Annotated in this window: 26 protein-coding genes; 15 read left to right on the top strand and 11 right to left on the bottom strand. The window is 71.7% G+C overall.

The genetic code is table 11. The features are described from left to right. Nucleotides 1-128: 128 nt before the first annotated feature. Nucleotides 129-824, top strand: a complete 696-nt coding sequence (locus tag QIY60_RS29165) for a polysaccharide lyase (RefSeq protein ID WP_283145157.1) — start codon at nt 129-131, stop codon at nt 822-824. 140 nt (nt 825-964) lie between these two features. Here QIY60_RS29165 and QIY60_RS29160 read toward each other — a convergent pair whose 3' ends face one another. After that, the gene (locus QIY60_RS29160) at nt 965-1,729 is read right to left on the bottom strand and encodes a PucR family transcriptional regulator (RefSeq protein ID WP_283145156.1); all 765 of its coding nucleotides are present in this window, start codon (nt 1,727-1,729) and stop codon (nt 965-967) included. On the opposite strand from QIY60_RS29160, the gene QIY60_RS29155 reads away from it, so the two are divergent. The 4 genes from QIY60_RS29155 (at nt 1,724) to QIY60_RS29140 (ending at nt 4,417) form a co-directional block, all read left to right on the top strand. After that, nucleotides 1,724-2,152, top strand: a complete 429-nt coding sequence (locus tag QIY60_RS29155) for a hypothetical protein (protein ID WP_283145155.1) — start codon at nt 1,724-1,726, stop codon at nt 2,150-2,152. The genes QIY60_RS29160 and QIY60_RS29155 overlap by 6 nt on opposite strands. A 79-nt stretch (nt 2,153-2,231) precedes the next feature. Further along, entirely contained in the window at nt 2,232-2,636 is a 405-nt protein-coding gene (locus QIY60_RS29150; protein WP_283145154.1) for a hypothetical protein, read from the top strand. 232 nt (nt 2,637-2,868) lie between these two features. Then, nucleotides 2,869-3,789, top strand: a complete 921-nt coding sequence (locus tag QIY60_RS29145) for a hypothetical protein (RefSeq protein ID WP_283145153.1) — start codon at nt 2,869-2,871, stop codon at nt 3,787-3,789. Between the two features lie 217 nt (nt 3,790-4,006). Further along, nucleotides 4,007-4,417, top strand: a complete 411-nt coding sequence (locus tag QIY60_RS29140) for a hypothetical protein (protein ID WP_283145152.1) — start codon at nt 4,007-4,009, stop codon at nt 4,415-4,417. A 24-nt stretch (nt 4,418-4,441) separates the two neighbouring features. Here the strand turns inward: QIY60_RS29140 and QIY60_RS29135 are convergent, their stop codons facing one another. The 5 genes from QIY60_RS29135 to QIY60_RS29115 all read right to left on the bottom strand — a co-directional run bounded on the left by QIY60_RS29135 (nt 4,442) and on the right by QIY60_RS29115 (nt 8,056). Then, nucleotides 4,442-5,335 (bottom strand): SDR family NAD(P)-dependent oxidoreductase, encoded by an 894-nt coding sequence (locus tag QIY60_RS29135; protein WP_283145151.1) that lies wholly within the window; start codon nt 5,333-5,335, stop codon nt 4,442-4,444. A 109-nt stretch (nt 5,336-5,444) separates the two neighbouring features. After that, nucleotides 5,445-6,227 carry an oxidoreductase gene (locus tag QIY60_RS29130; RefSeq protein ID WP_283145150.1) on the bottom strand — a complete coding sequence of 261 codons (783 nt, stop codon included), beginning with the start codon at nt 6,225-6,227 and terminating at the stop codon, nt 5,445-5,447. 102 nt (nt 6,228-6,329) lie between these two features. Further along, complete coding sequence (locus QIY60_RS29125; protein WP_283145149.1) at nt 6,330-6,908, bottom strand: TetR/AcrR family transcriptional regulator; 579 nt, start codon at nt 6,906-6,908, stop codon at nt 6,330-6,332. A 4-nt stretch (nt 6,909-6,912) separates the two neighbouring features. Next, nucleotides 6,913-7,155, bottom strand: coding sequence for a hypothetical protein (locus tag QIY60_RS29120; protein WP_283145148.1), 243 nt, complete (start codon nt 7,153-7,155; stop codon nt 6,913-6,915). 52 nt (nt 7,156-7,207) lie between these two features. Beyond that, nucleotides 7,208-8,056, bottom strand: coding sequence for a class I SAM-dependent methyltransferase (locus QIY60_RS29115; protein WP_283145147.1), 849 nt, complete (start codon nt 8,054-8,056; stop codon nt 7,208-7,210). Nucleotides 8,057-8,194: 138 nt separating this feature from the next. On the opposite strand from QIY60_RS29115, the gene QIY60_RS29110 reads away from it, so the two are divergent. Together QIY60_RS29110 and QIY60_RS29105 are read left to right on the top strand one after the other, a co-directional pair. Beyond that, the gene (locus QIY60_RS29110) at nt 8,195-8,776 is read left to right on the top strand and encodes a TetR/AcrR family transcriptional regulator (protein ID WP_283145146.1); all 582 of its coding nucleotides are present in this window, start codon (nt 8,195-8,197) and stop codon (nt 8,774-8,776) included. A 182-nt stretch (nt 8,777-8,958) separates the two neighbouring features. Then, the gene (locus tag QIY60_RS29105; RefSeq protein ID WP_283145145.1) at nt 8,959-9,477 is read left to right on the top strand and encodes a hypothetical protein; all 519 of its coding nucleotides are present in this window, start codon (nt 8,959-8,961) and stop codon (nt 9,475-9,477) included. Nucleotides 9,478-9,586: 109 nt separating this feature from the next. On the opposite strand, the gene QIY60_RS29100 is transcribed toward QIY60_RS29105, so the two are convergent. Next, the gene (locus QIY60_RS29100) at nt 9,587-10,165 is read right to left on the bottom strand and encodes a hypothetical protein (RefSeq protein ID WP_283145144.1); all 579 of its coding nucleotides are present in this window, start codon (nt 10,163-10,165) and stop codon (nt 9,587-9,589) included. 92 nt (nt 10,166-10,257) lie between these two features. Between QIY60_RS29100 and QIY60_RS29095 the strand changes: the two genes are divergently transcribed. Further along, entirely contained in the window at nt 10,258-10,914 is a 657-nt protein-coding gene (locus tag QIY60_RS29095) for a maleylpyruvate isomerase N-terminal domain-containing protein (RefSeq protein ID WP_283145143.1), read from the top strand. 36 nt (nt 10,915-10,950) lie between these two features. Here the strand turns inward: QIY60_RS29095 and QIY60_RS29090 are convergent, their stop codons facing one another. Next, nucleotides 10,951-11,601, bottom strand: a complete 651-nt coding sequence (locus tag QIY60_RS29090) for an HAD family hydrolase (RefSeq protein ID WP_283145142.1) — start codon at nt 11,599-11,601, stop codon at nt 10,951-10,953. Nucleotides 11,602-11,947: 346 nt separating this feature from the next. Between QIY60_RS29090 and QIY60_RS29085 the strand changes: the two genes are divergently transcribed. The 5 genes from QIY60_RS29085 (at nt 11,948) to QIY60_RS29065 (ending at nt 15,394) form a co-directional block, all read left to right on the top strand. Then, nucleotides 11,948-12,295: an STAS domain-containing protein gene (locus QIY60_RS29085; RefSeq protein WP_283145141.1), complete on the top strand. Its 348-nt coding sequence runs from the start codon at nt 11,948-11,950 to the stop codon at nt 12,293-12,295. After that, nucleotides 12,288-13,244: a sensor histidine kinase gene (locus tag QIY60_RS29080; RefSeq protein WP_283145140.1), complete on the top strand. Its 957-nt coding sequence runs from the start codon at nt 12,288-12,290 to the stop codon at nt 13,242-13,244. Before QIY60_RS29085 ends, QIY60_RS29080 begins: the two co-directional genes overlap by 8 nt. 239 nt (nt 13,245-13,483) lie before the next feature. Continuing rightward, nucleotides 13,484-13,837, top strand: a complete 354-nt coding sequence (locus QIY60_RS29075; protein WP_283145139.1) for an STAS domain-containing protein — start codon at nt 13,484-13,486, stop codon at nt 13,835-13,837. 103 nt (nt 13,838-13,940) lie between these two features. Further along, the gene (locus QIY60_RS29070) at nt 13,941-14,654 is read left to right on the top strand and encodes an ANTAR domain-containing protein (protein WP_283145138.1); all 714 of its coding nucleotides are present in this window, start codon (nt 13,941-13,943) and stop codon (nt 14,652-14,654) included. Nucleotides 14,655-14,659: 5 nt separating this feature from the next. Further along, the gene (locus tag QIY60_RS29065) at nt 14,660-15,394 is read left to right on the top strand and encodes a GAF and ANTAR domain-containing protein (protein WP_349253963.1); all 735 of its coding nucleotides are present in this window, start codon (nt 14,660-14,662) and stop codon (nt 15,392-15,394) included. Here QIY60_RS29065 and QIY60_RS29060 read toward each other — a convergent pair. Further along, nucleotides 15,345-16,871, bottom strand: a complete 1,527-nt coding sequence (locus QIY60_RS29060) for a hypothetical protein (RefSeq protein WP_283145136.1) — start codon at nt 16,869-16,871, stop codon at nt 15,345-15,347. The genes QIY60_RS29065 and QIY60_RS29060 overlap by 50 nt on opposite strands. 115 nt (nt 16,872-16,986) lie before the next feature. Here QIY60_RS29060 and QIY60_RS29055 point away from each other — a divergent pair, with 115 nt between their 5' ends. After that, nucleotides 16,987-18,126, top strand: a complete 1,140-nt coding sequence (locus QIY60_RS29055) for a HAMP domain-containing sensor histidine kinase (RefSeq protein WP_283145135.1) — start codon at nt 16,987-16,989, stop codon at nt 18,124-18,126. Then, entirely contained in the window at nt 18,123-18,794 is a 672-nt protein-coding gene (locus tag QIY60_RS29050; protein WP_283145134.1) for a response regulator transcription factor, read from the top strand. Before QIY60_RS29055 ends, QIY60_RS29050 begins: the two co-directional genes overlap by 4 nt. Here QIY60_RS29050 and QIY60_RS29045 read toward each other — a convergent pair. Both QIY60_RS29045 and QIY60_RS29040 read right to left on the bottom strand, forming a co-directional pair. Next, nucleotides 18,764-19,759: an SMP-30/gluconolactonase/LRE family protein gene (locus QIY60_RS29045; RefSeq protein WP_283145133.1), complete on the bottom strand. Its 996-nt coding sequence runs from the start codon at nt 19,757-19,759 to the stop codon at nt 18,764-18,766. The genes QIY60_RS29050 and QIY60_RS29045 overlap by 31 nt on opposite strands. A gap of 63 nt (nt 19,760-19,822) precedes the next feature. Beyond that, nucleotides 19,823-20,608, bottom strand: a complete 786-nt coding sequence (locus QIY60_RS29040) for an alpha/beta hydrolase (protein ID WP_283145132.1) — start codon at nt 20,606-20,608, stop codon at nt 19,823-19,825. Between the last annotated feature and the right edge of the window lie 2 nt (nt 20,609-20,610).

Here is a 20,610-nt window from a genome sequence, read left to right as displayed (position 1 = left end):
GGCCGCCACCGCCGTCACCGCGTCCCTGGCGACGGCTTCCCCGGCCGCCGCCCCGCACTCCTCGGCCGCCGCCTGGACCGGACAGTTCAGCGACTACGGCTCGACCGCCTGGAAGAAGTCCTGGGGGGGTGGCGTCGAAGGGCGCCTGGGGCCAGGCGAACCTCAAGAAGGTGAGCGACTCCACCGCCCCGGGCGACGGCTCCGCACTGCGCGTGACGTACGGCAAGGGCTCGTCCTCCAACTCGTGCGGCGACTGCCCCACCAAGGGCGGCGGGCAGTTCTACACGTCCCTCACCCAGCTCGGCAGGCCCGAGCTGGCCAAGTCGGCGACCCTCGACCTCAAGTACAGCCTGAAGTTCCCCACCGGTTTCGACTTCGGCAAGGGCGGCAAACTGCCCGGGCTGTACGGAGGCGTCATCGGCCAGGAGTCCGGCGGCACCCACGGCAACGGCTGGTACACGCGGTACATGTTCCGCGCCAAGTCCCACCCCAACGACGGCGAGCTCTACCTCTACACACCGGGCAACTCCGGCCCGTCCGGCTACGGGGTCGACCTGGGGGTGGGCAACTGGCAGTGGACCGCGAACGGCAAGTGGCACACCGTCGAGCAGTTGGTGAACCGGAGCACCGGCGACCTCACCGTGTGGTTCGACGGCAAGCAGGTGCTCGCCGCCAAGAAGGCCGCCCGCGGCATATCCAAGATCAACTTCGGCGGTGTCTTCTTCTCCACCTTCTTCGGCGGCCACGAGAGCTCGTGGGGACCGAAGAAGACCGAGAGCGCGGACTTCGCGGACTTCTCCCTGTCCACGGCGGTCCAGCACTGACCGTCCACGGCGGTCCAGCACCGACCCGATCGCGTCCCGGTACCGGGCCCGCCGCGGCCCGGCACCGACGACCACACCCAGACCGCAGCGCGCCCAGGACCCCCCGTGCCCCTCCCTGGACGCGCTGCTTCCCCTGCGCCTCACGCCTCCGGCGCACCCCGCTGCCGTCCGGCCCCCAGCCGCAGGCGGCCCGACCGCAAGTCGGCGGCCTGGCGCAGCGCCCGCAGGGCGAGTTCCAGCTCGAAACGGCCCTGCGGGTCCGCCAGCTGGGGGCCGAAGAGCCGGTCGATCTGCCGCAGCCGGTACCGGACCGTCTGTGGATGGACACCCAGCGTCCGGGCCGCCTGCGTCCCGCTGCCGGTCTCCAGCCAGGCCAGCAGCGTCTCGGCGGTGCGCCGGCTCTGACGCTGGGTCAACTGGGCGAGCGGGGCGAGGACCCGGTCCCGGAACAGCCGGGCGAGCGCCTCGTCCTGCAGCAGGAGCACCGGTGCCAGATAGTCCTCGACGCGGATGATCCGCGTCTGCCTCGCCCGGTGCTCGGGGATCGCGGCGAGCAACGTCCGCGCCCAGCGCAGCGAAGCGGCGGCGTCGGCGCGCGGCACCACCGGCGCGACGACGGCCGTGCAGCCGGGCAGCGCGCCGCGCACCAACGCGAGCGTGTCGTTGCCGGGGGCCGGGATCAGCAGGAACGGCGCCTGCCCCTGCCAGTCGACGAGTACGTCGTCGCGATGGAGCACGGGCCGGGGGCGGCCGGGTTCGGCGGCGACCGCGACGATCCGCACGGTGTCGGGCAGGGGCCAGTCCGCCGACCGGGCGAGGTCGGCCAGATGGTTCTCGGGTACGGCCGGGACCCGGGTGAGCGCCCGGACCAGCCGCTGCCGCGCCGTGGCCCCGTCCGCGTGCACGCCTGGCACACCGCCACCCGTGCGGTACGGCAGGACCTCGGCCGGGTCAATCAGCAGGTGGGGCAGCGCATCGGGGCGCAGGCCCAAGCCGGTGCCGACCGGCTCATCCGGCGCAACGCCGGTGCCACGGCCATCGGCGCGATCGCCGTCCTCCTCTCCGTCACCGTCTCGGCCGTCATCGGCCGGCACCTCGCCACCCGGCTCGTCCGGCTGCGCGACTCCGCACGCGACCTCGCGCACGACCGCCTGCCCGACGTGCTGCAGCGGCTGCGCGGCGGCGAGGAGGTGGACGTCGCCGAGGCGGCGCCCCTGCTCAGAGCCGGGCGCGACGAGATCAGCGAAGTCGGGCGAGCCTTACATCCGGCGGCGCCGAGGTGTCTCCCGGCGGCGGATGTGGCACCGGGGGGCCGTGGCCGAATCTGAGTACACGCCGCCATCCCGGCCGACCAGGCCGGAACCCCCGCAGGGCGGACCCCTCATCCCGCACCACAGGAGCCCTTCGATGCCTGCTGCCACAGGTCCTTTCGAGCACGACGACATCCCTGTCCCCTTCGAGCACGGACCTCCCGCGCCGGTTCCCGCTCAGCGATACCCCCAGGAGGGCGACGCGTACGAGGCCACCCCCACCTCCCCGTACGTCATGGCCCGGTCCTTCACCTCGATCGCGGGCGACACCCTTCAGGAACCGGACTACGTGTGGACGGTGACCCTGGCCACCGAGACGAGCGACGGCCGCACCGGCGTCCACACCTTCGTGATCCGCACCCGCCGGGCCAAGGACGCCATCGCCATCGCCACCCAGGAAGCACTGACCCCGCAGGCCCGCGCCCACCGCAGGGGCGCGACCCTCCGTCCCGGGTCCGTCGTCGTCACGCTCTGGGAGAACGAGGGCCTCGGCGACGTATAAGGCACGTCCAGGAAATTCGCCACGGTGACAGTGCTCGCCGCGACCGTGGCGACTGCTCCGTGTTCCGGTCCCGCTTCGCCGCAACTCACCGTCACAAGGCGGGACTTCGGCCGTTGAGCTGCCGCCGTGAGGCAAAGACCCGGCAAAGCGCCGGGATTCCGCCGCCGGGGCGCCCTCTCCACCAGTGCGTCGATGGCCCCCACCACCGGTTCCTCTGGAGGAAGGCACCCCCATGTCGCTCGCCGTTCTCACTCCCCGGCCCCCGTCCGACTCGGTTCTCGTCCGCGACCTGCGCCGGGGAGACACCAACGCACTGCGCTCCCTCTACCGCCGCCACTACGCGGCCGTGCACGCCTACGCCGTGAGCTGCACCCCGGCACCCTTGGACGCGGCCGAACTGACCGGCCTCGCCTTCACCCTGCTCGTACAACGCCTGCAGGCGGGCGAGCCGTTCACGCAGAGCCGTCATCCCGGCTGCCTGCGCGGGCAGTTGCAGGACAGCGTACGGACGGCCGCCGTCGCCCGGACGCAGCGCGACCCGGCATCCCTGTCACCCGCGTTCCGCGCGTGGGTACGGGAGGGAGCCGTCTGGCCGCTGAAGGAGGACGGCCAGCTGACGGCGGCCTTCGCGTTACTGCACACCCTGTCCCAGTGCCTGCTGTGGCACACCGTGGTGGAACGCGACGACGCCGCGACGATCGCCCGGATCACCGGCCTCGACCAGCGGCGCCTGGACGAGTACGCGGCACGCGTACGAGACACCCTGCGGCAGGTCCGCACGGACCTGTATCTGCAACGCCTGGAGCTGCCCGACTGCCAGGAGGCCATACGGGCACTCGCCGCCTCCCCGCGCACCTCACCGGCGGGCCCGGGAATTCCCGGCCCGGCCGAGAACGAGTCCCCCAGGGCGACGTACTCCGAGCCGCGCCGCAGGGGCGTATCGGCGACGGCATGCGGACCGGGCATCGTCATCACGCCGAATACGGCGATCTGGACTCCCACGACGACGCATTCCACGGTACGCCGCCCTCGGGACACACTCTTCCCCATGCCTTCTCCTCCACTGTTTTCGGACTTCCGTGCTCGGTTCGGATCAGCGTGGAGGACCGGCAAGGCTCATGCCATAACAGGCCTGAATGTTGTGGCAGATTGAGGAACCGGGGGACAGACTTCATTGCGGGGCTGCGGATTCACCTCGTCCGGCTCCCAGCGACACTTCAACCCGGCCGGCCTCCCGCGCAGCGTGATGTTCCGCAGGCAACGGCGATTCAGCGATTCAGGTGATCTTCCCGGTCGGGCATTGCGTCACGGGTGCGCGGGGCGTTCACCACTACGTCCGTCATCTGTCCATGGAGGTAACCGTGAAGGCCGTGAAGTACGCAACGGGGCTGGCGTTGGGGCTGGCCGTGACCGCGACGATGGTCACCGGGACCGTTTCCGCCGCACCGCACCCCGCGTCCGCCCGTGCGACCATTCCGCTCACCAACGCCGACAACGGCCGTACGGTGACCGTGCGGGCCGGGGACGAGGTCAGGGTCCAACTGACCGGCTCCCGCGAGCAGGGCGTCATGTGGGTGTGGAGCGAGCCGCAGGCCAGTGCGTCCGCCGCCTTGCGGCGGACCGGCGGCAGCACGTCACCCGGCGGGGACGCGACCGCGGTCTTCCAAGCCACGGGGAGCGGCACGAGCGACATCACCTCCCTCCGCAGGTGCGTCGCCCAACCAGGACATGTGTGCTCGCACGCCGTTCTGGTGTGGAAGGCCACCGTCAAGGTCCAGTGACGAGCGCCCCCGCCCTGATCCCGCTCACCGGCGCGCAGCCGCGTCCACCGACTCCTCCGCAACGACCCCCGGCGCGGGTATCGCGTGTTCGGCGGCCCGGCTGACGTCCTCCCACGCGGCCCAGGTGTCCATGCGCTTGCGGGATACGTCGAAGGCCAGGTCGTAGACCATGCTCCCCAGCAGCAGGCGCAACGGCGGCTCGTCGCTGTCGACGAGCTTGAGCAGTGCCTCGGCGGCGAGTTTCGGGTCACTGTCGATCGAACCCTCGGAGAACTGCTTCTCCAACTCCGCCCGCAGCGGGGCGTACTCCTCACGGGCGGTGGTGGTGTGCATCGCGCTGTAGAGGTCGGTCCAGTAGCCGCCGGGCTGGACGATGCTCACCTTCACCCCGAAACCGGCCGCCTCCATGGCCAGTGCTTCGCTCATGCCTTCCAGCGCGAACTTGCTGGCACCGTAGAGCCCGCTGCTGGGGAAACCGGCCAACGCGCCGATGCTGGAGATCTGGACGATGTGCCCGGATCCCTGTTCGCGCAGCGTGGGCATCACCGCCTGGCTCACCCACAGCGCGCCGAAGAAGTTGACGTCCATCTGGGCACGGGCCTCGGCCTCGGTGAACTCCTCGACCATGCCCATCGACAGCATCCCGGCGTTGTTGACGACGATGTCGAGCCGCCCGAAGTGCGCGACCGCCTCGGCGACGGCGGCGAACGCGGCGTCCCGATCGGTCACGTCCACGGTGAGGGGCAGGACCCGGCCGGGGTGGGCGGCCGCCAGCTCCTCCAGCGGACCGGCGCCGCGTGCCGCGGCCGCGACGCGGTCGCCCGCGGCCAGCGCCGCCTCGGCGAAGGCGCGACCGAGGCCGCGGCTGGCGCCCGTGATGAACCAGACGCGGTCTGTCTTACTGGCTGACGTGCGCATATGCGTTGCTCCCCACAAAAGGCGAGACGATGCGTCTCGCTTGATGCAGCAACTATGCTCCTACCCGGCACCTCAGTCAAGACGGACCGTCTCGTCTATCTCATGCGCCTCACACCGTCTTGATGCCGCCGCCCTCGACGACGTAGTCCGCGCCCGTGATGCCGGCCGCACGGTCGGAGGCGAGGAACGCGACGACGGCCGCGACCTCGTCGGGCTCGACCATGCGGCCGATGGTCATGCCCATCGCCGCGGGCACGGTGGACACGAACTCGTGGTGCCCGACGCCGTTCGCCTCGGCGAGGAGGGCGCCGAAGCTGTCGTCGGCCTCCCATATGGCCGTACGCGTCGGGCCGGGAGAGACGGTGTTCACGCGCACCCCCTGGGGCCCGAACTCCTCGGACAGCGCCTTGCCGAACGCGTTGAGGCCCGCCTTCGCGGCGCCGTACTCGATCGGGCCCGTGCCCGGCAGACGCGCGGTCATGGACGAGATGTTCACCACCGAACCACGGCGCTCCAGGATGCTCGGCAGCAGCCGCCGGGTGACCCGGACCGTACCGAAGAGGTTGACCTCGAAGCTGTGCGCCCACAGGGCGTCGTCGGTGGCGAGGAACCCGTCCAGGTTGAACGTGTCTCCGCCGCCGATGTTGTTGACCAGGATGTCCACGCCACCGAGTGCCGCGAGCGCCCGGGCCGCCAACTCCTCGGCGCCTTCCGGCGTACTCAGGTCGACCGCGACCGGGTGGGCACCGGCCTCCTTCAGTTCGGCGGTGATCGTGCGGGCCGCGCCGACCACGCTGACGCCCTCGGCGATGAGCTGCCGCGTGATCGCGAGGCCGACACCTCGGCTGGCCCCCGTGACGACCGCGGTCTTCCCGGCGAGGTTGAGCTCCATGTCCGACTCCTTGGAAGGTTCTTGGAAGGTTCTTGGAAGGTTTTTTGAACTAGAGGTACAGAATTAGCGCATAAAAAGCGGGCCACGGTCGGCGCCGCCGGACTACAGCGACCCCATCACCGCGTCCACGACCCGCCGCAACTGCGTGGCATCCTCGGCGGTCTTCGCCATGACGCGCATGCCGATCACCGTCGCGAGCAGCCAGGCGGCCAGCGTCGCCGCGTCACGGCCGCCGTCGATCTCACCGGCTCGCTGGCCTTCCTCGACGGTCGCGCGGAAGGCCCCCTCCGTACGCGCGAACATCTTGCGTACGGTGTCGGCCGTCTCGGCGTCCGAAGGGGCCGACTCGGCAGCGGCATTGACCGCCATGCAGCCGCGCCGGTCCGGGTCGCCCAGGTCGAGCTCGACCAGCGCCTCCAGCGCACCCCGCAGCCGGTCCTTCGCCGTGCCGGGGTGGTCGAGCAGCTCCGCCAGCCACGCGGCCTGCGATTCGCGGTAGCGGGCGAGCGCGCGTTCGAACAACGCGTGCTTGCTGCCGAAGGCGTTGTACAGGCTGCCCTTGCCGATGCCGAGCTCGTCCACGAGGTCCTGCGGCGTCGTCGCCGCGTACCCCTTGCGCCAGAACACGTCCATCGCGCGCTCCACCGCCACGTCCGGATCGAACTGCTTCGGCCTGCCCATGGACTTACCGTAGCACCATTTTTGACCTTGAGGTCAAGTAGAGGGAAGGTCGCACCAGGCCACGGCACCCCAGCCATTCCGGCGGGGGCGCGCGCGGCCCGGCGAGCGCGACCCGGAATCCGCCGCCTGGACTGCGGGAGATGCTGTCGGGGAAGCCCGGCAGGTCGTCGGCCAGGGTGTCGTGGCGGCCCGCGGCGGGGCCGGTCAGCCACAGCCGGGCCAGCAGGCCCGTGGGCTGGTGCTCCATGATGTCGGACAGCCCCTTCCGCCTTGTCGGTAGACAGGTCGAGCGCCGAGGTTCAGACCGAGCGGTCCGCCGTGACGAGCCATGACGTGCTGAGCAGCCGGACCGTGCCGTCGGGCGTCTCGTGGGCGCGCAGCCGGTCCTCCAGCGTCCGGCGAGCGCGGGCCCGGGTCGCCTCGTCCACCTGCTGCATCAGGTGGCTGCCGGGCCCCGTGCCCAGCAGGAATTCCGCCGCGTCCCCCGCTCCGCTCCCCCAAGTCCCGTACGCCTTGGCCTCGGTGACGGTGACGGCGGTGAACCCGGCCGCCGTGAGGACTTCGCGGATACGGGCCGGGTCGGCCAGCGAGAACATGCCGGGCAGGCCCGGCCGTGCCAGATCACCGAGCGGCAGCAGGCCGCTCAGCGCCGAGAGCGCCTCGACCCAGCCGTTGCGTTCGGCGGCCGCCGGGCACACGAACGCCAGGCGCCCGCCCGGCCGCAGGGCCCGCCCGATGTTGCCGAAGGCGGCGACGGGGTCGGCGAAGAACATCAAGCTGTAGCGGCTCAGCGCCGAGTCGTGGGCGGCCGGCTCGAAGGGGTGGACCTGGGCGTCGCCCTGCTCGAAAGCGATGTTGGACAACCCGTCGCGCTCCGCCCGGGCGCGGGCCTCGGCCAGCATCGGGCCGGACAGGTCGAGGCCGAGCGCGTACCCACGGGGCGCCCGGAGCGCGGCGAGCCGTGTGGTCTGGCCGGAACCGCAGCCGATGTCGAGGACCCGGCACTCCTCGGTGAGGGCGGCGGCGTCGAGCAGCGGCTCGTTGAAGCCTTCGTTCACGGCGTTCCAGCGGTCCTGGTTGCGGGCCCAGTGGGTGCCTTCGGGCCCGTTCCAGGCCTGCGCCTGCTCGGTGTTGACGATGTCGAGCACGAGTACCTCCTGCGGAGCGACAAGAATGGGCGTACGCCCAAACAGTATGGGCGCGTGCCCATACTGACAACCCCGGCTAGGATCCAGGGCACGGGGAACACACCCGCCGACCCACGTCAGCGATACGGGAGAAGGTCCATGTCACCGCGCGGAGTGGCGACGCCAGATGTACGGGAGCGGCTGTTCGCGGCCGCCGAGCGGGTCCTCGAACGGGGTGGACCCGGCGCTCTGACCAGCCGCGCCGTCACCACCGAGGCGGGGTGCGCCAAGGGGCTGCTGCACGCGCACTTCGCGGGCCTGGACGAGTTCGTCTCGGAGCTCTGCCTCGACCGGTTCGCCCGCACGGCAACGAAGGCCGAGGCGCTCGCGGGGCTCGTCGGGCACGGCTCGGTGGCGGGGAACGTGGAGGCCGTGGCCCTGGCACTGCTCGACTCGGGCGGCCCGGCCGTCGCGGGGCTGGCCATGACACGCCCCGCGGCCGCGCTGCGCATCCGGGAGGCGCTGGAGGCGGGGGCGCCCGGTTTCACCGCGATCCAGGAGGCCATCGCGGAGTATCTGCTGGCCGAACGCCTGCTGGCCCGGGTGCCGCAGACCTTCGACCCGGTGGCCACGGCCCTGGCCCTGGTCGGCACCGCCCACCACCTCCTGCTCACCGGTTGGCCGGGCGCACCCGACCCACGGGCGCAGATGACGCGCCTGGTGGGGGCGCTGGTGGGCTAGTAGGGCGCCCCTCCTCGCGGGCAGCGCGCGGGGGCGGGTCCGCGCCCGTTCCTCCTCCGTCGACGGAAAGCGGAACATCTACTACCGCTATGCGGCGCAAGGCGGCCCAACGGCCGCCCGGATTCCGGTACGGTGCCTCGTCCGGACCCGTCAGCGTCCGCCAGCGCCGTCAGGAGAGACCAGTGCACGCCCCCGTGGAGACGTCCCGAGTGCTGGTAGCCGTCCATGAGGCCGTCGCCGCGGCCGAGGAGGGACAAGTAGGCGCGTTGTGGCGGTTGGCGGAGCGGGGCAGACAGCTCGACGCCAACCTGGTGCGGCTGTCCGCGGGCGCGGCCGTGGCCGAGCACGTCGAGTCCGAGCTGGACGTCCTGTTGGTCGTGGTCGAAGGCGGCGGCCACCTCGACAACGGGGTGGAGCGGCAGGCAATGGAGCCGGGGTCCGTGGCATGGCTGCCGAGAACGGCGCGGCGGGCACTGCTCGCGGGGCCGAACGGCCTCGCGTACCTCTCCGTCCACCAGCGACGCCCCGGGCTGCGGATCGGCTTCCGTACCGCAGACACCGAGGCGGACGGGGACGAAGGCGGCGAGGCGCCCTGCTCGCTGGACCGCGTCTGCCCGGCATGCGGGCGCCTGGCAGGCGAGACCGACGCCCGCTACTGCGCCCGCTGCGGCGAGGAACTGCCGATCCGAGGGGCGCTCTGAGTCGTACGTGCGACCCGTGGTGTCTACGGTTTCTCGCCACCGGCGGGCGCGAGGTCCTGCGCCACCCGGCCGAGGCCGAGGCCCACCGCGCGGACTACGAGCCCGCTCCTCAGTGACCGCCGCTGGGACGGTCGCAGCCGGAGTGGTCGGGGTAGCCGCCGAAGGCGTCCGCCTTGGTGGAGTCCCGGTTCATCGTGCCCTCCACGCACAGCGGGAACGCGTCGATGAGGAAGCCGACCCCGGTGGAGCCGTTCTGGTACGACCGCACCTGCCCGGCCGAGTAGCCGAGGCCGGTGAGCGCGGTGCGGGTGTTCTCGGGGGCGAAGTCACCGCGCTTGCGCAGTGGTTCGAGCGCCTTCTCGACGCGTCCGACGGCCTGGAGCCCCTCGCAGCGCTGCTTGCCGTGCAGCGGGAAGGGAACCATGAACCCGTGGTTCTCGGCGTAGTGGTCGGTGGGCGGCACGGCCGGGCCGGTAGTGGCCGCCGTCGTCGGGGGCGCCGACGTGGGGCTCTCACCGGGGCACGTGAAATCCACCGGCGTACTCGGCGTCGCCACAGGAGTCCGTGAGGGCCCCGCCGCACCGGCGCTCTCCCCCGCCCGCTCCGTACCGCACCCCGCCGCCAGCACGGCCAGCACCGCCATCGGCAGCATCCCGGCCCGTATCCCCGCCGTCTTGATCATCGTCATGACGCGATTCTCCCCCGCGCGGTCGCAGCGGGGGTCACCACACCGCCCGAATGGGCTTGTTCGGCGTTCCGGCGCCGCACTACCTTGCTCGGGTGGATCTCTTCTCACACTCGTGGACGGCGTTGCGCACGGCGGTCGCCCAGCTCCCGGACAAGGACTTCGAGCAGCCGTCCGGCTGCACCGGCTGGCTCGTACGGGACCTCGTGTGCCACCTGGTCATCGACGCGCAGGACGTTCTGATCACCCTCGCCACCCCCACCGACACGGAACCGACCGTCGACGCGGTGACGTACTGGAACGTCGAGGACCAGCCGCCGACCGGCGAGGACCCGCTCGACGCGCTGACCGTACGGCTGGCCGCCGCGTACGAGGAACCGCGCCTGCTCACGTTCCACCTCGACGACGTCGGCTCCGCCGCCGGGCGCGCCGCCGCACTCGCGGACCCCACCGTCCGGGTGAGCACCCGCGACGAGGTGCTCACCGTGGACGACTACCTCTCCGCGTACGTCCTGGAATGGACGCTGCACCACCTCGACCTGATGGCGCACCTCCCGGACGTGCCCGGGCCGCCCGCGGAGGGCCTGGCCCGGTCCCGCGCGATGCTGGAGGAGATCGCGGGCGCCGTGTTCCCCGCGTCGTTCACCGACGAGGACGCGCTCCTGATCGGCACCGGCCGCCGGGCGCCGATGGAGGCGGAGGAGGTCGAACTCGGCGAGCTGGCGGCGAAGTTGCCGTTCGTCCTGGGCTGAGCAGGTGTCATCCGCCTCGCCCCGGGCCTGAGCCCATCACTGCTCGGCGATGAGGTACGGCAGTTTGCGCATGTCGTGGAAGACGACGGTGTCCGGGCCTTCGAGCCGCTCGGCCGGAGTCAGCCCTCCGGCATAGCCGAAGGCGCGCATCCCGGCGGCGCGGGCGGCCTCGACGCCGGGACGGCTGTCCTCGACCACCACGCACGCGGCCGGGTCGACACCCATCTGCCGGGCGGCGTGCAGGAACAGGTCCGGGGCCGGCTTGCCGCGGGCGACCTCGGTGGCACTGAAGATGCGGCCCTCGAAGCGTTCGTACAGGCCGGTGCGGCCGAGGGTGTGGCGCATCTTGTCGTGGGAGCCGCTGGAGGCGACGCACGTCGGCAGGGTGATCGCGTCGAGCGCCTCGGGCAGCCCGTCGACGGGCGACAGCCCCGCGTCCACCGCCTCACGGTGGAGCCGCTCGAACCGCTCCCACCAGACGACGGTCGTCTCCGCGCCCAGTCGGGCGGCGATCTGCTCTCCTATCGAGGCGCTGGAGCGCCCGATGAAACGGTCGATGACCTCATCCTCGGTGAGCGGCCACCCCAGCTCCGCGCCCAGGGCGACCTGCACGCGTACGGCGATGCGTTCGCTGTCGACCAGCACGCCGTCGCAGTCGAATATCACGAGTTCAATCGGCTTGATCATCGTCGCAGCATAGAGCCGATCACGCATCCGTACGCGTACGTTTCCGACCGCCCCGGCTCTCGGACAGCCGGCCCCCGTGCCCGCTATGTGCCGCCCAACCGGCGTAGTGTCGAAGGGAATCCGTAGATGCCTACACCGGCACGAACCCCGTTCTGATGCCGGCATGCGGCGGCCCCGTGGAGGGGAGGCGCCATGCCGCCCGCGGACACCCGCCCGGCCCTGTGCGGCCGGTCGTCAGCCTCACCGCGCGACGGACCCGGCTGCCGGACTGCCGCGGACAGCCGCGGCGGACACCAGGTGCGGCTTCCGCGAGGTCATCGCGGTGCGGGCAGGGAAGAGGCCGCTCGTGCACCCCCCTCTGTACACCGACGCGTTGCTGCGGATCTGGGGCACCGCCGATCCACCGGGCCTGCGGCTCGCCGGTGAGGTCGACCTGTCCAACCAGGCCGCGCTGGTGGGCCATCTGCTCGCCGTGGACCGGGCCCCCGCGGACGTCACGGTGGACCTCAATGAGGTCACGTTCTTGAACTTCGCCTCACTCCACGTACTGGTGGCCTTCGCCGAGCTGCTGGAACCCGGCCGCCGCCTGATCGTGCACACCCGGACCGGTGCCGTCGCCCAGATGCTGCGCGCCTGCGGCTGGGACCGGCCCGAGGTGCCGCTGACCCTCCTTGAGGAGATCCCCGATGACTGACCCGCGCGCGCCGTTCCGGCCGGAGCCGGCTCTCCACGCGCACCATCTCCTGCTCTACGGCGACGACGAGCAGCTCCTGGCCGCCGCACTCCCCTTCGCCCACGACGGCCTCGCCGCGGGGGAGCCCGTCTTCATCGCCACCACCCGGCACAACACCGCACTGCTGCGCCACCGGCTGGGACCACGTGCCGAGGACGTCGCCTTCGCCCCCGCCCACTGGTACCGCACCCCCGCCCAGGCCCTGCTCGCCTTCCACGACAGAGCCCGCGCCACGGCCGGCCCGTCCCGGGTCCTGAGCGAGACGCCCTGGATCGGGCTCACCCCCGACCAGGCCCGCGAGTGGAACCGCTACGAATCGCTGCTCACCCTCGCCCTGGCCTCGACCGGCGCCTGGCACCTGTGCCCGTACGACACCCGCACCCTGCCCGCCGCCGTCCTGCACACCGCCCAGCTCACCCACCCCACCCTGACCACCGGAGCCGCCCACCGGCCCAACCCCGCCCACGTCGCACCCGAGCGGTTCAGTGCGGCCTGCGACAGCGCGCCGCTGCCCGAACCGCCTGTCAGCTGCGTCGAGTTCCGCTTCGAGGGGCCCCAGCAGATCGCCGATCTAAGGGCGTTCACCGCGCGGCTCGCGCGCCGCGCGGCGCTGCCCGCCGACCGGATCGACAGCCTGCTGATCTGTGTCGACGAGGCCGCCGCGAACGCCGTACGGCACGGTGGCGGAACCGGCTGCTGCCGGATGTGGACCACGGTCGCCGAGCTGTTCTGCGAGATCAGCGATCCCAAGGGCACGCTGGACACCGCGCTGGCCGGATACCTCCCGCCCGACACCTCCCATCTGAACGGCCGAGGGCTGTGGATCATCCGGCAGCTCAGCGACGCCGCCGACATGCGCACCACCCACCACGGCACGACCATTCGTATCCGTATGAGCCGCCGACGGTGACAGGAGCCCGTGAGCGGGAAGGCCAGAGCGAACAGTAAAGGGGCCGGAGACCGCCGGATTGCGTCATCCGTACGTCAAGAAAGACCAGCCCGCACCCATCCAGCACTCCGGGGGCCAATGGGGAGCACGGAGCGTGTCCGGGCAATAGCGTGGTGGTGCGGGTGCCCCTGACCCCGGCCGTATCTCCGCGGACTGCACCATCCCACTCGTACGTTCCATGTGCTGAGGAGACGGCCCGGATGGCCACCATCGCTGACCTGTCCCGAGAGTGCCGCACGGTCCGGGTGACCGGCGAACTCGACCTGCTCACCGCCCCGGGCCTCGCGATCAAACTGGCGAGGGCCCGACGCGGTGCCCAACCCCCTTACGTGATAGTCGATTTGAGTGACCTCACCTTCATGGACTGCAGCGCGCTGGGCGCACTGTGCGAGGCGCGGACCGACTGTCTGGACCGTGGCGGCTGGCTGCGCCTGGTGTACACCCGGCGCGGTATCGGCCTGCTGCTCCGGGCCGTCGGCCTCACCGCCGCCTTCCCCCGGTACGCGACCGTGGAGGCGGCCCGACTGGGGTGGTATTCGGCCGTGCCCCGGTAGACACCGGCGGCGGGGCTCGGCGGAGACGGGTAGTGTTCACGGTGAGCCGGTGGGTGCATCGCCCAGGACCCCGGCAGGGCGGAACTCGGTGATCAGCGACGGCATGGCTGACGTGCTCCGGTCGCTGCGTCACGGTGACGGCAGCGCTGTGGCGGTCGCCTGCGCGCGGGCCCTGGAGGCCGAGGGCGTCGCAGTGTCCTTGCTGGTCGGGGAGGGTCAAGGGGTGGAGCCGCTGTGGCGTTCACCGGGGGTCGCCGCGCGATTCGAGGAGCTCCAGTTCACCCTTGGTGTGGGCCCGGGCCCGGACACCGCGCGGACCGGCACGGCCGTCATGGCACCGGATCTGGACACGGTCCGGCCCGACCGATGGCCCACCCTGCTCACCGAGGCCCGGAAACTGGGCGTCGCCGGCGTGTGCTGCTTCCCTCTGGGCCTCGGCGCGATCCGGCTGGGCGTCCTGACGGTGCTGACCTCCCGGCCCGGCGCCACCATGCCGGAACAGCAGCTCGCCGACGCGCTGACCCTGGCCGCCGCGCTGACCGGGCTGCTTCTGGAGGACAACGGGAGCCGCCCGGCGGCTTCCGCCACGGTCATGGTGCCGCCCATGGAGCTGCACCGGGCCGTGGTGCACCAGGCGACCGGCATGATCAGCGTCCAGCTGGACGTCTCGCTGTCGGAGGCCCTGCTGCGGCTGCGCGCGTTCGCGTACAGCCGGGAACTGCCGCTCGGCGACGTAGCCGGGGATGTAGTAGCCAGACGGCTGCGGTTCAACGACGATATAGACGGGCCCCACTCGCCCGGCGGTCGAAAGGGATGATCGGCATGGCCCGCGAACAACGCCTGGCGGAGATCTTCATGGAGGTCGCCGACTCGCTGACGGAGGATTTCGACGTACTGGACCTGCTCCAGCGGCTGTCCACCCGGTGCGTCGAACTGCTCGACGTCTCGGCGGCCGGGATCCTGCTCGCCGACGCGCTGGGTGAACTGCAGATCGTGGCCGCCTCGGACGAACACACCCGTCTCCTGGAGCTGTTCGCGCTCCAGCACGACCAGGGACCGTGCGTGGAGTGCTATCGAAGCGGCGCGGCCAGGACCAACATCAACCTCACCAGCCCCAAAGCGACGGCGAGCTGGCCCCGTTTCGCCACGCGGGCGCGCGAGACCGGTTACGTGGCCACGCACGCGATCCCGCTGCGGCTGCGGGACCGCAACATCGGCGCGCTCAACCTCTTCCAGAAGAGCCCCCACCGGCTCGGCGAGAGCGACATCGTACTCGCCAAGGCCCTCGCCGGCGTCGCCACGATCACGATCCTCCAGCAGCGCACCCTGGAGCAGTCCCACATCGAAAGGACCCAGCTCCAGACCGCGCTCAACAGCCGCATCCTGGTGGAACAGGTCAAGGGCATCCTCTCCGAGCGCTGGCGGACCTCGCCGGACGAGGCGTTCTTCGCGTTCCGCAGCTACGCACGCAGCAACCACCTGCGGCTGGCCGACTTCGCCACGTCGATCATCGCCGGTGACTTCGACACCGCCGCGATCCCCCTGCCCGGAAGCTGACCCGAGGCGGGCGCCACAGAGCAACCCCCGACACCACCACCACGTACGCACACAGCACGCCCATCCCCGCCCACCACGGAAGCGGAAAATATCCGGCGGACGGTGCGTAGTGGGCGATGACCTGGGGGTGTTCGGTGAGGGTCTGCTGGGTGGCGAAACCTGCCGCCGGGGTGGTGCGCAGGAGCCAGCGGGACAGGGCGTCGGGGAGGAGGGGGACGGCTGTCACCGCGTAGGGAACCACGAGCGTCGTGATCGCTACGAGGAGCGCGAGCCAGGTGCGGCGCAGCACGACGCCGAGGGCGAGGGCGAGCACCGCCGTGAGGGCCAGCACAGCGGCGAGGCCGACCGCGACCCGTATCTCGGTGAGTGCGGACGGCTCGATGACGGGGATCCCGTTCGACCTCAGGATCGCCAGTCCGGCCGGGAGCACGGTGCCCACGGAGAGGAGACCGGTCACGAATGCGGCGGCTCCGACCACTGTCGCCTTCGCCGCCAGCGTCCGGCGAGTGAGCGGCGCGCGGCGGTCCCCGGCGGCTGCGAACCGCACCGCTACGACGAGCAGGATCAGCAGGGCCGGTGTCAGGCCGGTCAGGGTGCGTTCGGCGGGGCGGGCGCCGTCCGTTCCCATCGGGCCGATGTCACCGGTGCCGGTGACCGTGACCGTGCCGTTCGCCTCGACCGCCCCGGACGCCTTGTGGTGCTTCTCCCAGTCCGTGTGGTTCAGCTCGCCCACCGGGTCGCTCCGCCAAGGCCCAGTGGTGGTTGCGCCCTCCACATCGACGTGGTCGAACGTGCCGCCCGCCTGCGTGAAGCGCGTCTCCTCCGTGGCTCCACCGAGGCCGACGCGCCGCAGCGTCAGGTCCCCGGGCGAGGTGGCGAACAGGCCGACCTGTACGGTCCGGGGCAGCCCGGACAGCCTCGCCACCCCGACCTTCGCCCACTGTCTGCCGTCGGCGGACTCGTCACCGGTGATGGTGTCGCCCGACCGCGTCAGCCGCAGCCACCGCGGCGACTGCGCCGAGACCCCGCCGACGCCGCCCGCGATGTCATGGGTGTAGTCGTACTGCATACGGACCCCGTGGCCGCCGGTGAGCATCAGCGCCGCGTACGAGGAGCCCTGGCGGACACCGTCCTTGACGATGATCCCGGCCTTTGCCCACGGCACCAGGCCGGGGACGATCGCATCGTGGTGCGGCGGCGGATAGGTGATCGTGCCGGTCATGGACGTCAGCCGGACGGTGATGCTGCCGTTCCGGCCCAAGTCCCGGTGCAGGAAGGCGAACTGGTCGCTGACGAGGGAGCCGTCCGGCCCCCTCGGGTCGGTCGGACACGGGCCGTCGCAGGACGCGTGGTTGCCGTTCGCGTAGAGCAGGCCGAGGACGAGGACGATCAGAGCCGCGGCCGCCATCGCGATCAGCCGGCCCGGTCGTCGAAACCTGGTCCACTCCTGCCGGAGCAGTTCGTTGATGGTGAGCATGGACCGGTTCTACGGACCGGGCCATAACGCGGTCCGAACCGGCGCTGTCATATCGCTGTTAGGTGCGGCGGGGCATCCTGGGTCCGGTCGTCGGACCTGGACGGGGAGAGGAACCATGGGCAAGCTGCGGAGCGGGACCGTCGGGCTGCGATTCACCCTGTTGTACGCGGCGGTGTTCCTGGCGTCCGGAATCGGGCTGCTCGCCCTCGCATACGTGGCATCCGGCGGTGAGGTCACCGGTGTCGCTCCGGTACAGCGCCCGGCCGGTGCCGAGCAGCACGTCCGCGAGCTGGAGAGACAACTCGCGGACGTGCACGCGCAGCAGTCCCGCCAGCTGCTGGTCGGTTCGCTGATCGCGCTGGTGGTGATGGCGGGCGTCTCGCTGCTGCTCGGCCGGGCCCTCGCGGGCCGCGTTCTGCGCCCGCTGCGGCTGATCACCGCGGCGACACGGCGGATCTCCGCGGAGAATCTGCACCAACGGCTCGCCGTGGCCGGGCCCGCCGACGAGGTCAAGGAGCTCGCCGACACGGTCGACGGTCTGCTGGCCCGTCTGGAGGGCTCGTTCGCCGCGCAGCGCCGGTTCGTCGGCAACGCCTCGCACGAGCTGCGTACGCCGCTGGCGACGATACGGGCGTCGCTGGACGTGGCCGTCGCCAAACCGCGGCCCGCGGCGCAGACCGTCGCGCTCGCCGACCGGCTGCGCACCGAACTCGACCGGGTGGACCACCTGTTGGACGGCTTCCTCGTCCTCGCCCGGGCCCAGCACGGCGCCTTCGTCGACCGGGAGCATGTCTCGCTCGACGAGCTGGCAGCAGACGCGCTGACCGCCCGGGCCATCGACATCGCCACCAAGAACCTGACCGTCGACGACGAGGTGGGGGCGACCGTCCGGACGCGCGGCAGCCGGGCGCTGCTCTCCCGGATGGTGGAGAACGTCGTCGACAACGCGATCGTGCACAACCAGGAGGGCGGCTGGATCCGGATCTCCACCGATCACGACGGCGCCGAGGCGCGCCTCGTGGTCGAGACGGGTGGGCGCGTCCTCGACCAGGGCCAAGTGGACCGGCTGGCCCAGCCGTTCGAGCGGCTCGGCGCGGACCGTACCGGATCGGAGAAGGGTTCCGGCCTGGGCCTCTCGATCGTCGCGGCCATCGTGGAGGCGCACGGAGGCTGCCTCGCACTCCGAGCCCGGCCGGAGGGCGGCCTCCAGGTGGAAGCGGCGCTGCCGTCGGAATGCGCGGAGGTGACGCCGTGAGGGTGCTCGTCGTGGAGGACGCGCGGTCGCTCGCCGACATCGTCGCCGAGGGGCTGCGGGACCAGGGCATGGCCGTCGACCTCGCGTACGACGGACTGGCCGCGGCCGCCAAGCTCGACCTGAACGCGTACGACGTGGTGGTCCTCGACCGCGACCTGCCCGGCATCCACGGCGACACGCTCTGCCAGATGATCACCGCGCGGGACGATCGCGCGATGGTACTGATGCTGACGGCGGCCGGGGCGCCCGGCGACCGGGTCAGCGGTCTCACCCTCGGCGCCGACGACTACCTGGCCAAACCGTTCCACTTCCCCGAACTGACCCTGCGCATCCGGTCCCTGGCCCGCCGCAGACCCACCGCGCGGGCTCGCACGCTGCACGCCGCCGGTGTCGAACTCGATCCGGTGCGCCGGACGGCCCTGCGCGAGGGCCGTCCGCTGGAGCTGTCCGTCAAGGAGTTCGCGGTCCTGGAGGCGCTGCTGCGCGCGAGTCCGGGCTTCCTGAGCACCGAGGATCTGCTGGAGCAGGTGTGGGACGAGAACGCCGACCCGTTCACCAATACGGCGACCGTCACCATCGGCCGGTTGCGCCGCAAGCTGGGCGGCCCGCCGGTCATCACGACGACGCCGGGGGTGGGTTACCGCATCGCCGATGCCCCGGCCGGCTGATCCGGCTCGGCACCGGCGGGAACCTCGTAGATCTTCCCGTTGACGCCCGACCGGTAGAGCCTGCCCGCCGAGAATCCGCGGTCGCCGTGGCCGTAGGTGATCTGGGTGGAGAGGTACATGCCCGACTCCACGGTGCAGAGGCTGTCGCCCTCGACCCGCCAGATCTGCCCTGCCGTGTGGGTGGCGATGAGCGGACGGCCCTGACTGTCGAGGGTGAGCCCGTCGGGGAGGGCGAGGGCGTCGGACGGGGCCGCGGAGATCCAGCGTCGGGGGTGCGCCGGGTCGTCGACCGGGATCCGGTACAGGCCCGGGGCGACGGTGGTCTGGATGACGTGGACCTGCGTTCCGTCGGGGGAGACGGCGATCCCGTTGGGCTGCTGCACCTGGGCCCAGGAGGGGTCGACGCGGCCGTCCGGCGTGACGCGGCCGATGCTGCGGCCTCCCACGGTCGTGGTGTACACGGTGCCGTCGGGCGCCAGGGCGACGCCGTCGATGCCGCCGAGCCCCGACGCGTACGTGCTGACCTGCCCGGATTCCGGATCCACCAGCAGGAGCTTCGACAGCGGAAGGGCGTCTCCGGTGAGCGAGTGCAAGGCGTCGTTGCCGGTGCCGACGAGGAGGCGGCCGTCCTCGCGGACCACGATCCCGCCGTTGGCGCCGATGTTCCCCGTGAGGGGTACGGGGGTGCTGCCCGGCGCGTCGATGCGGTAGACGCGGCCCGTGAAGTAGGCGGTGGCGAACATCCGGCCCCGCTTGTCGACGGCGATCGACTCGACCCAGTCGGGTATGTGCGCGACCTCGACCGGCGGCGCCGATCGTTTGGCGTCGCAGGCGGGTGCCGCGGAGGCGGAGGCGGGTGCCAACACCCCTGCGGCCGCCGCCAGTACGACCGCAGGCGCGATGGCGCGGCGCGGCCCGCGTAAGGCGGCGCGCAGCAGCCTGCTCAGCTTCGTGTTCCTCTTCATCGATACCCCTCCATGGTCAAGTTGCCCTGCCCGGCGAAGTATCGACCGAAGGATCTTCCTGCGCTACCCCTCAGTAGGTGGCTCGGCGGCATTCAGAGAGCGCCTGCTTCCGGATCGGCTCGCGTCATCACGGAGCTGGCGGGCGAACCGTCGGACGGCGTCGGTGAACGCGTGCGGGTCGTCGAAGTTGGCGAGGTGCCGTGCCCTCGGGATCAGTTCGATGCGCGCGTCCGGGTGGGCGCGGGCGAACTCCCGCTCGCCGGAGCGGAAGACCGTGTCCTTCTCCCCGTTCAGAATGAGTACGGGAGCCGCCACATGGCGCATCGCCCCCGCGTCGAAGCGGCCGAGCACCTCGTTCCAGGCAGCGGGCAGGGTGTGGAAGGCGTAGCCGGAGCGAATCGTCGCCTCCACCACCTCGGGTGGGTACAGGCGGCGCAGCAGGCGGTCGTTCCACCGAGCCAGCCGGTCCGCCGGTATGCGCGGCACGAGCCCGGCGGTCCACCGGTAGGGCCGGGCCCACTGGCCGCGCGTCGAGACGCTGGCTCCGGCCAGGACCAGCCCGCGCAGCCGCTCGGGACACCGTCGCGCGAACTCCAACGAGGCGTATCCGCCGAGGGAGTGCCCGACGACCACGGCGGGTCCGCGGTCGAGCGAGTCCACGGCGGCGGCGATGACCTCCGTCGCCGCGGTCAGGCTCCAGGGCTGGTCGGAGCGGGCCCCGTGGCCGGGCAGGTCGACCGCGGCGACCGGGAACTCGTCTTCAAGGGCGGCGAGTTGCGGACTCCACTGCCCCGCGCTGAAGCGCGTCCCGTGCACGAAGACGATGGGCGGTTCCTCTGCTGACGTCATGA

Source organism: Streptomyces sp. BPTC-684, from assembly GCF_030028635.1.
Classification (GTDB): Bacteria; Actinomycetota; Actinomycetes; order Streptomycetales; family Streptomycetaceae; genus Streptomyces; species Streptomyces noboritoensis.
The sequence above is the reverse complement of the archived record's forward strand: the minus strand, read 5'-3'. Positions and strand labels throughout refer to the sequence as shown.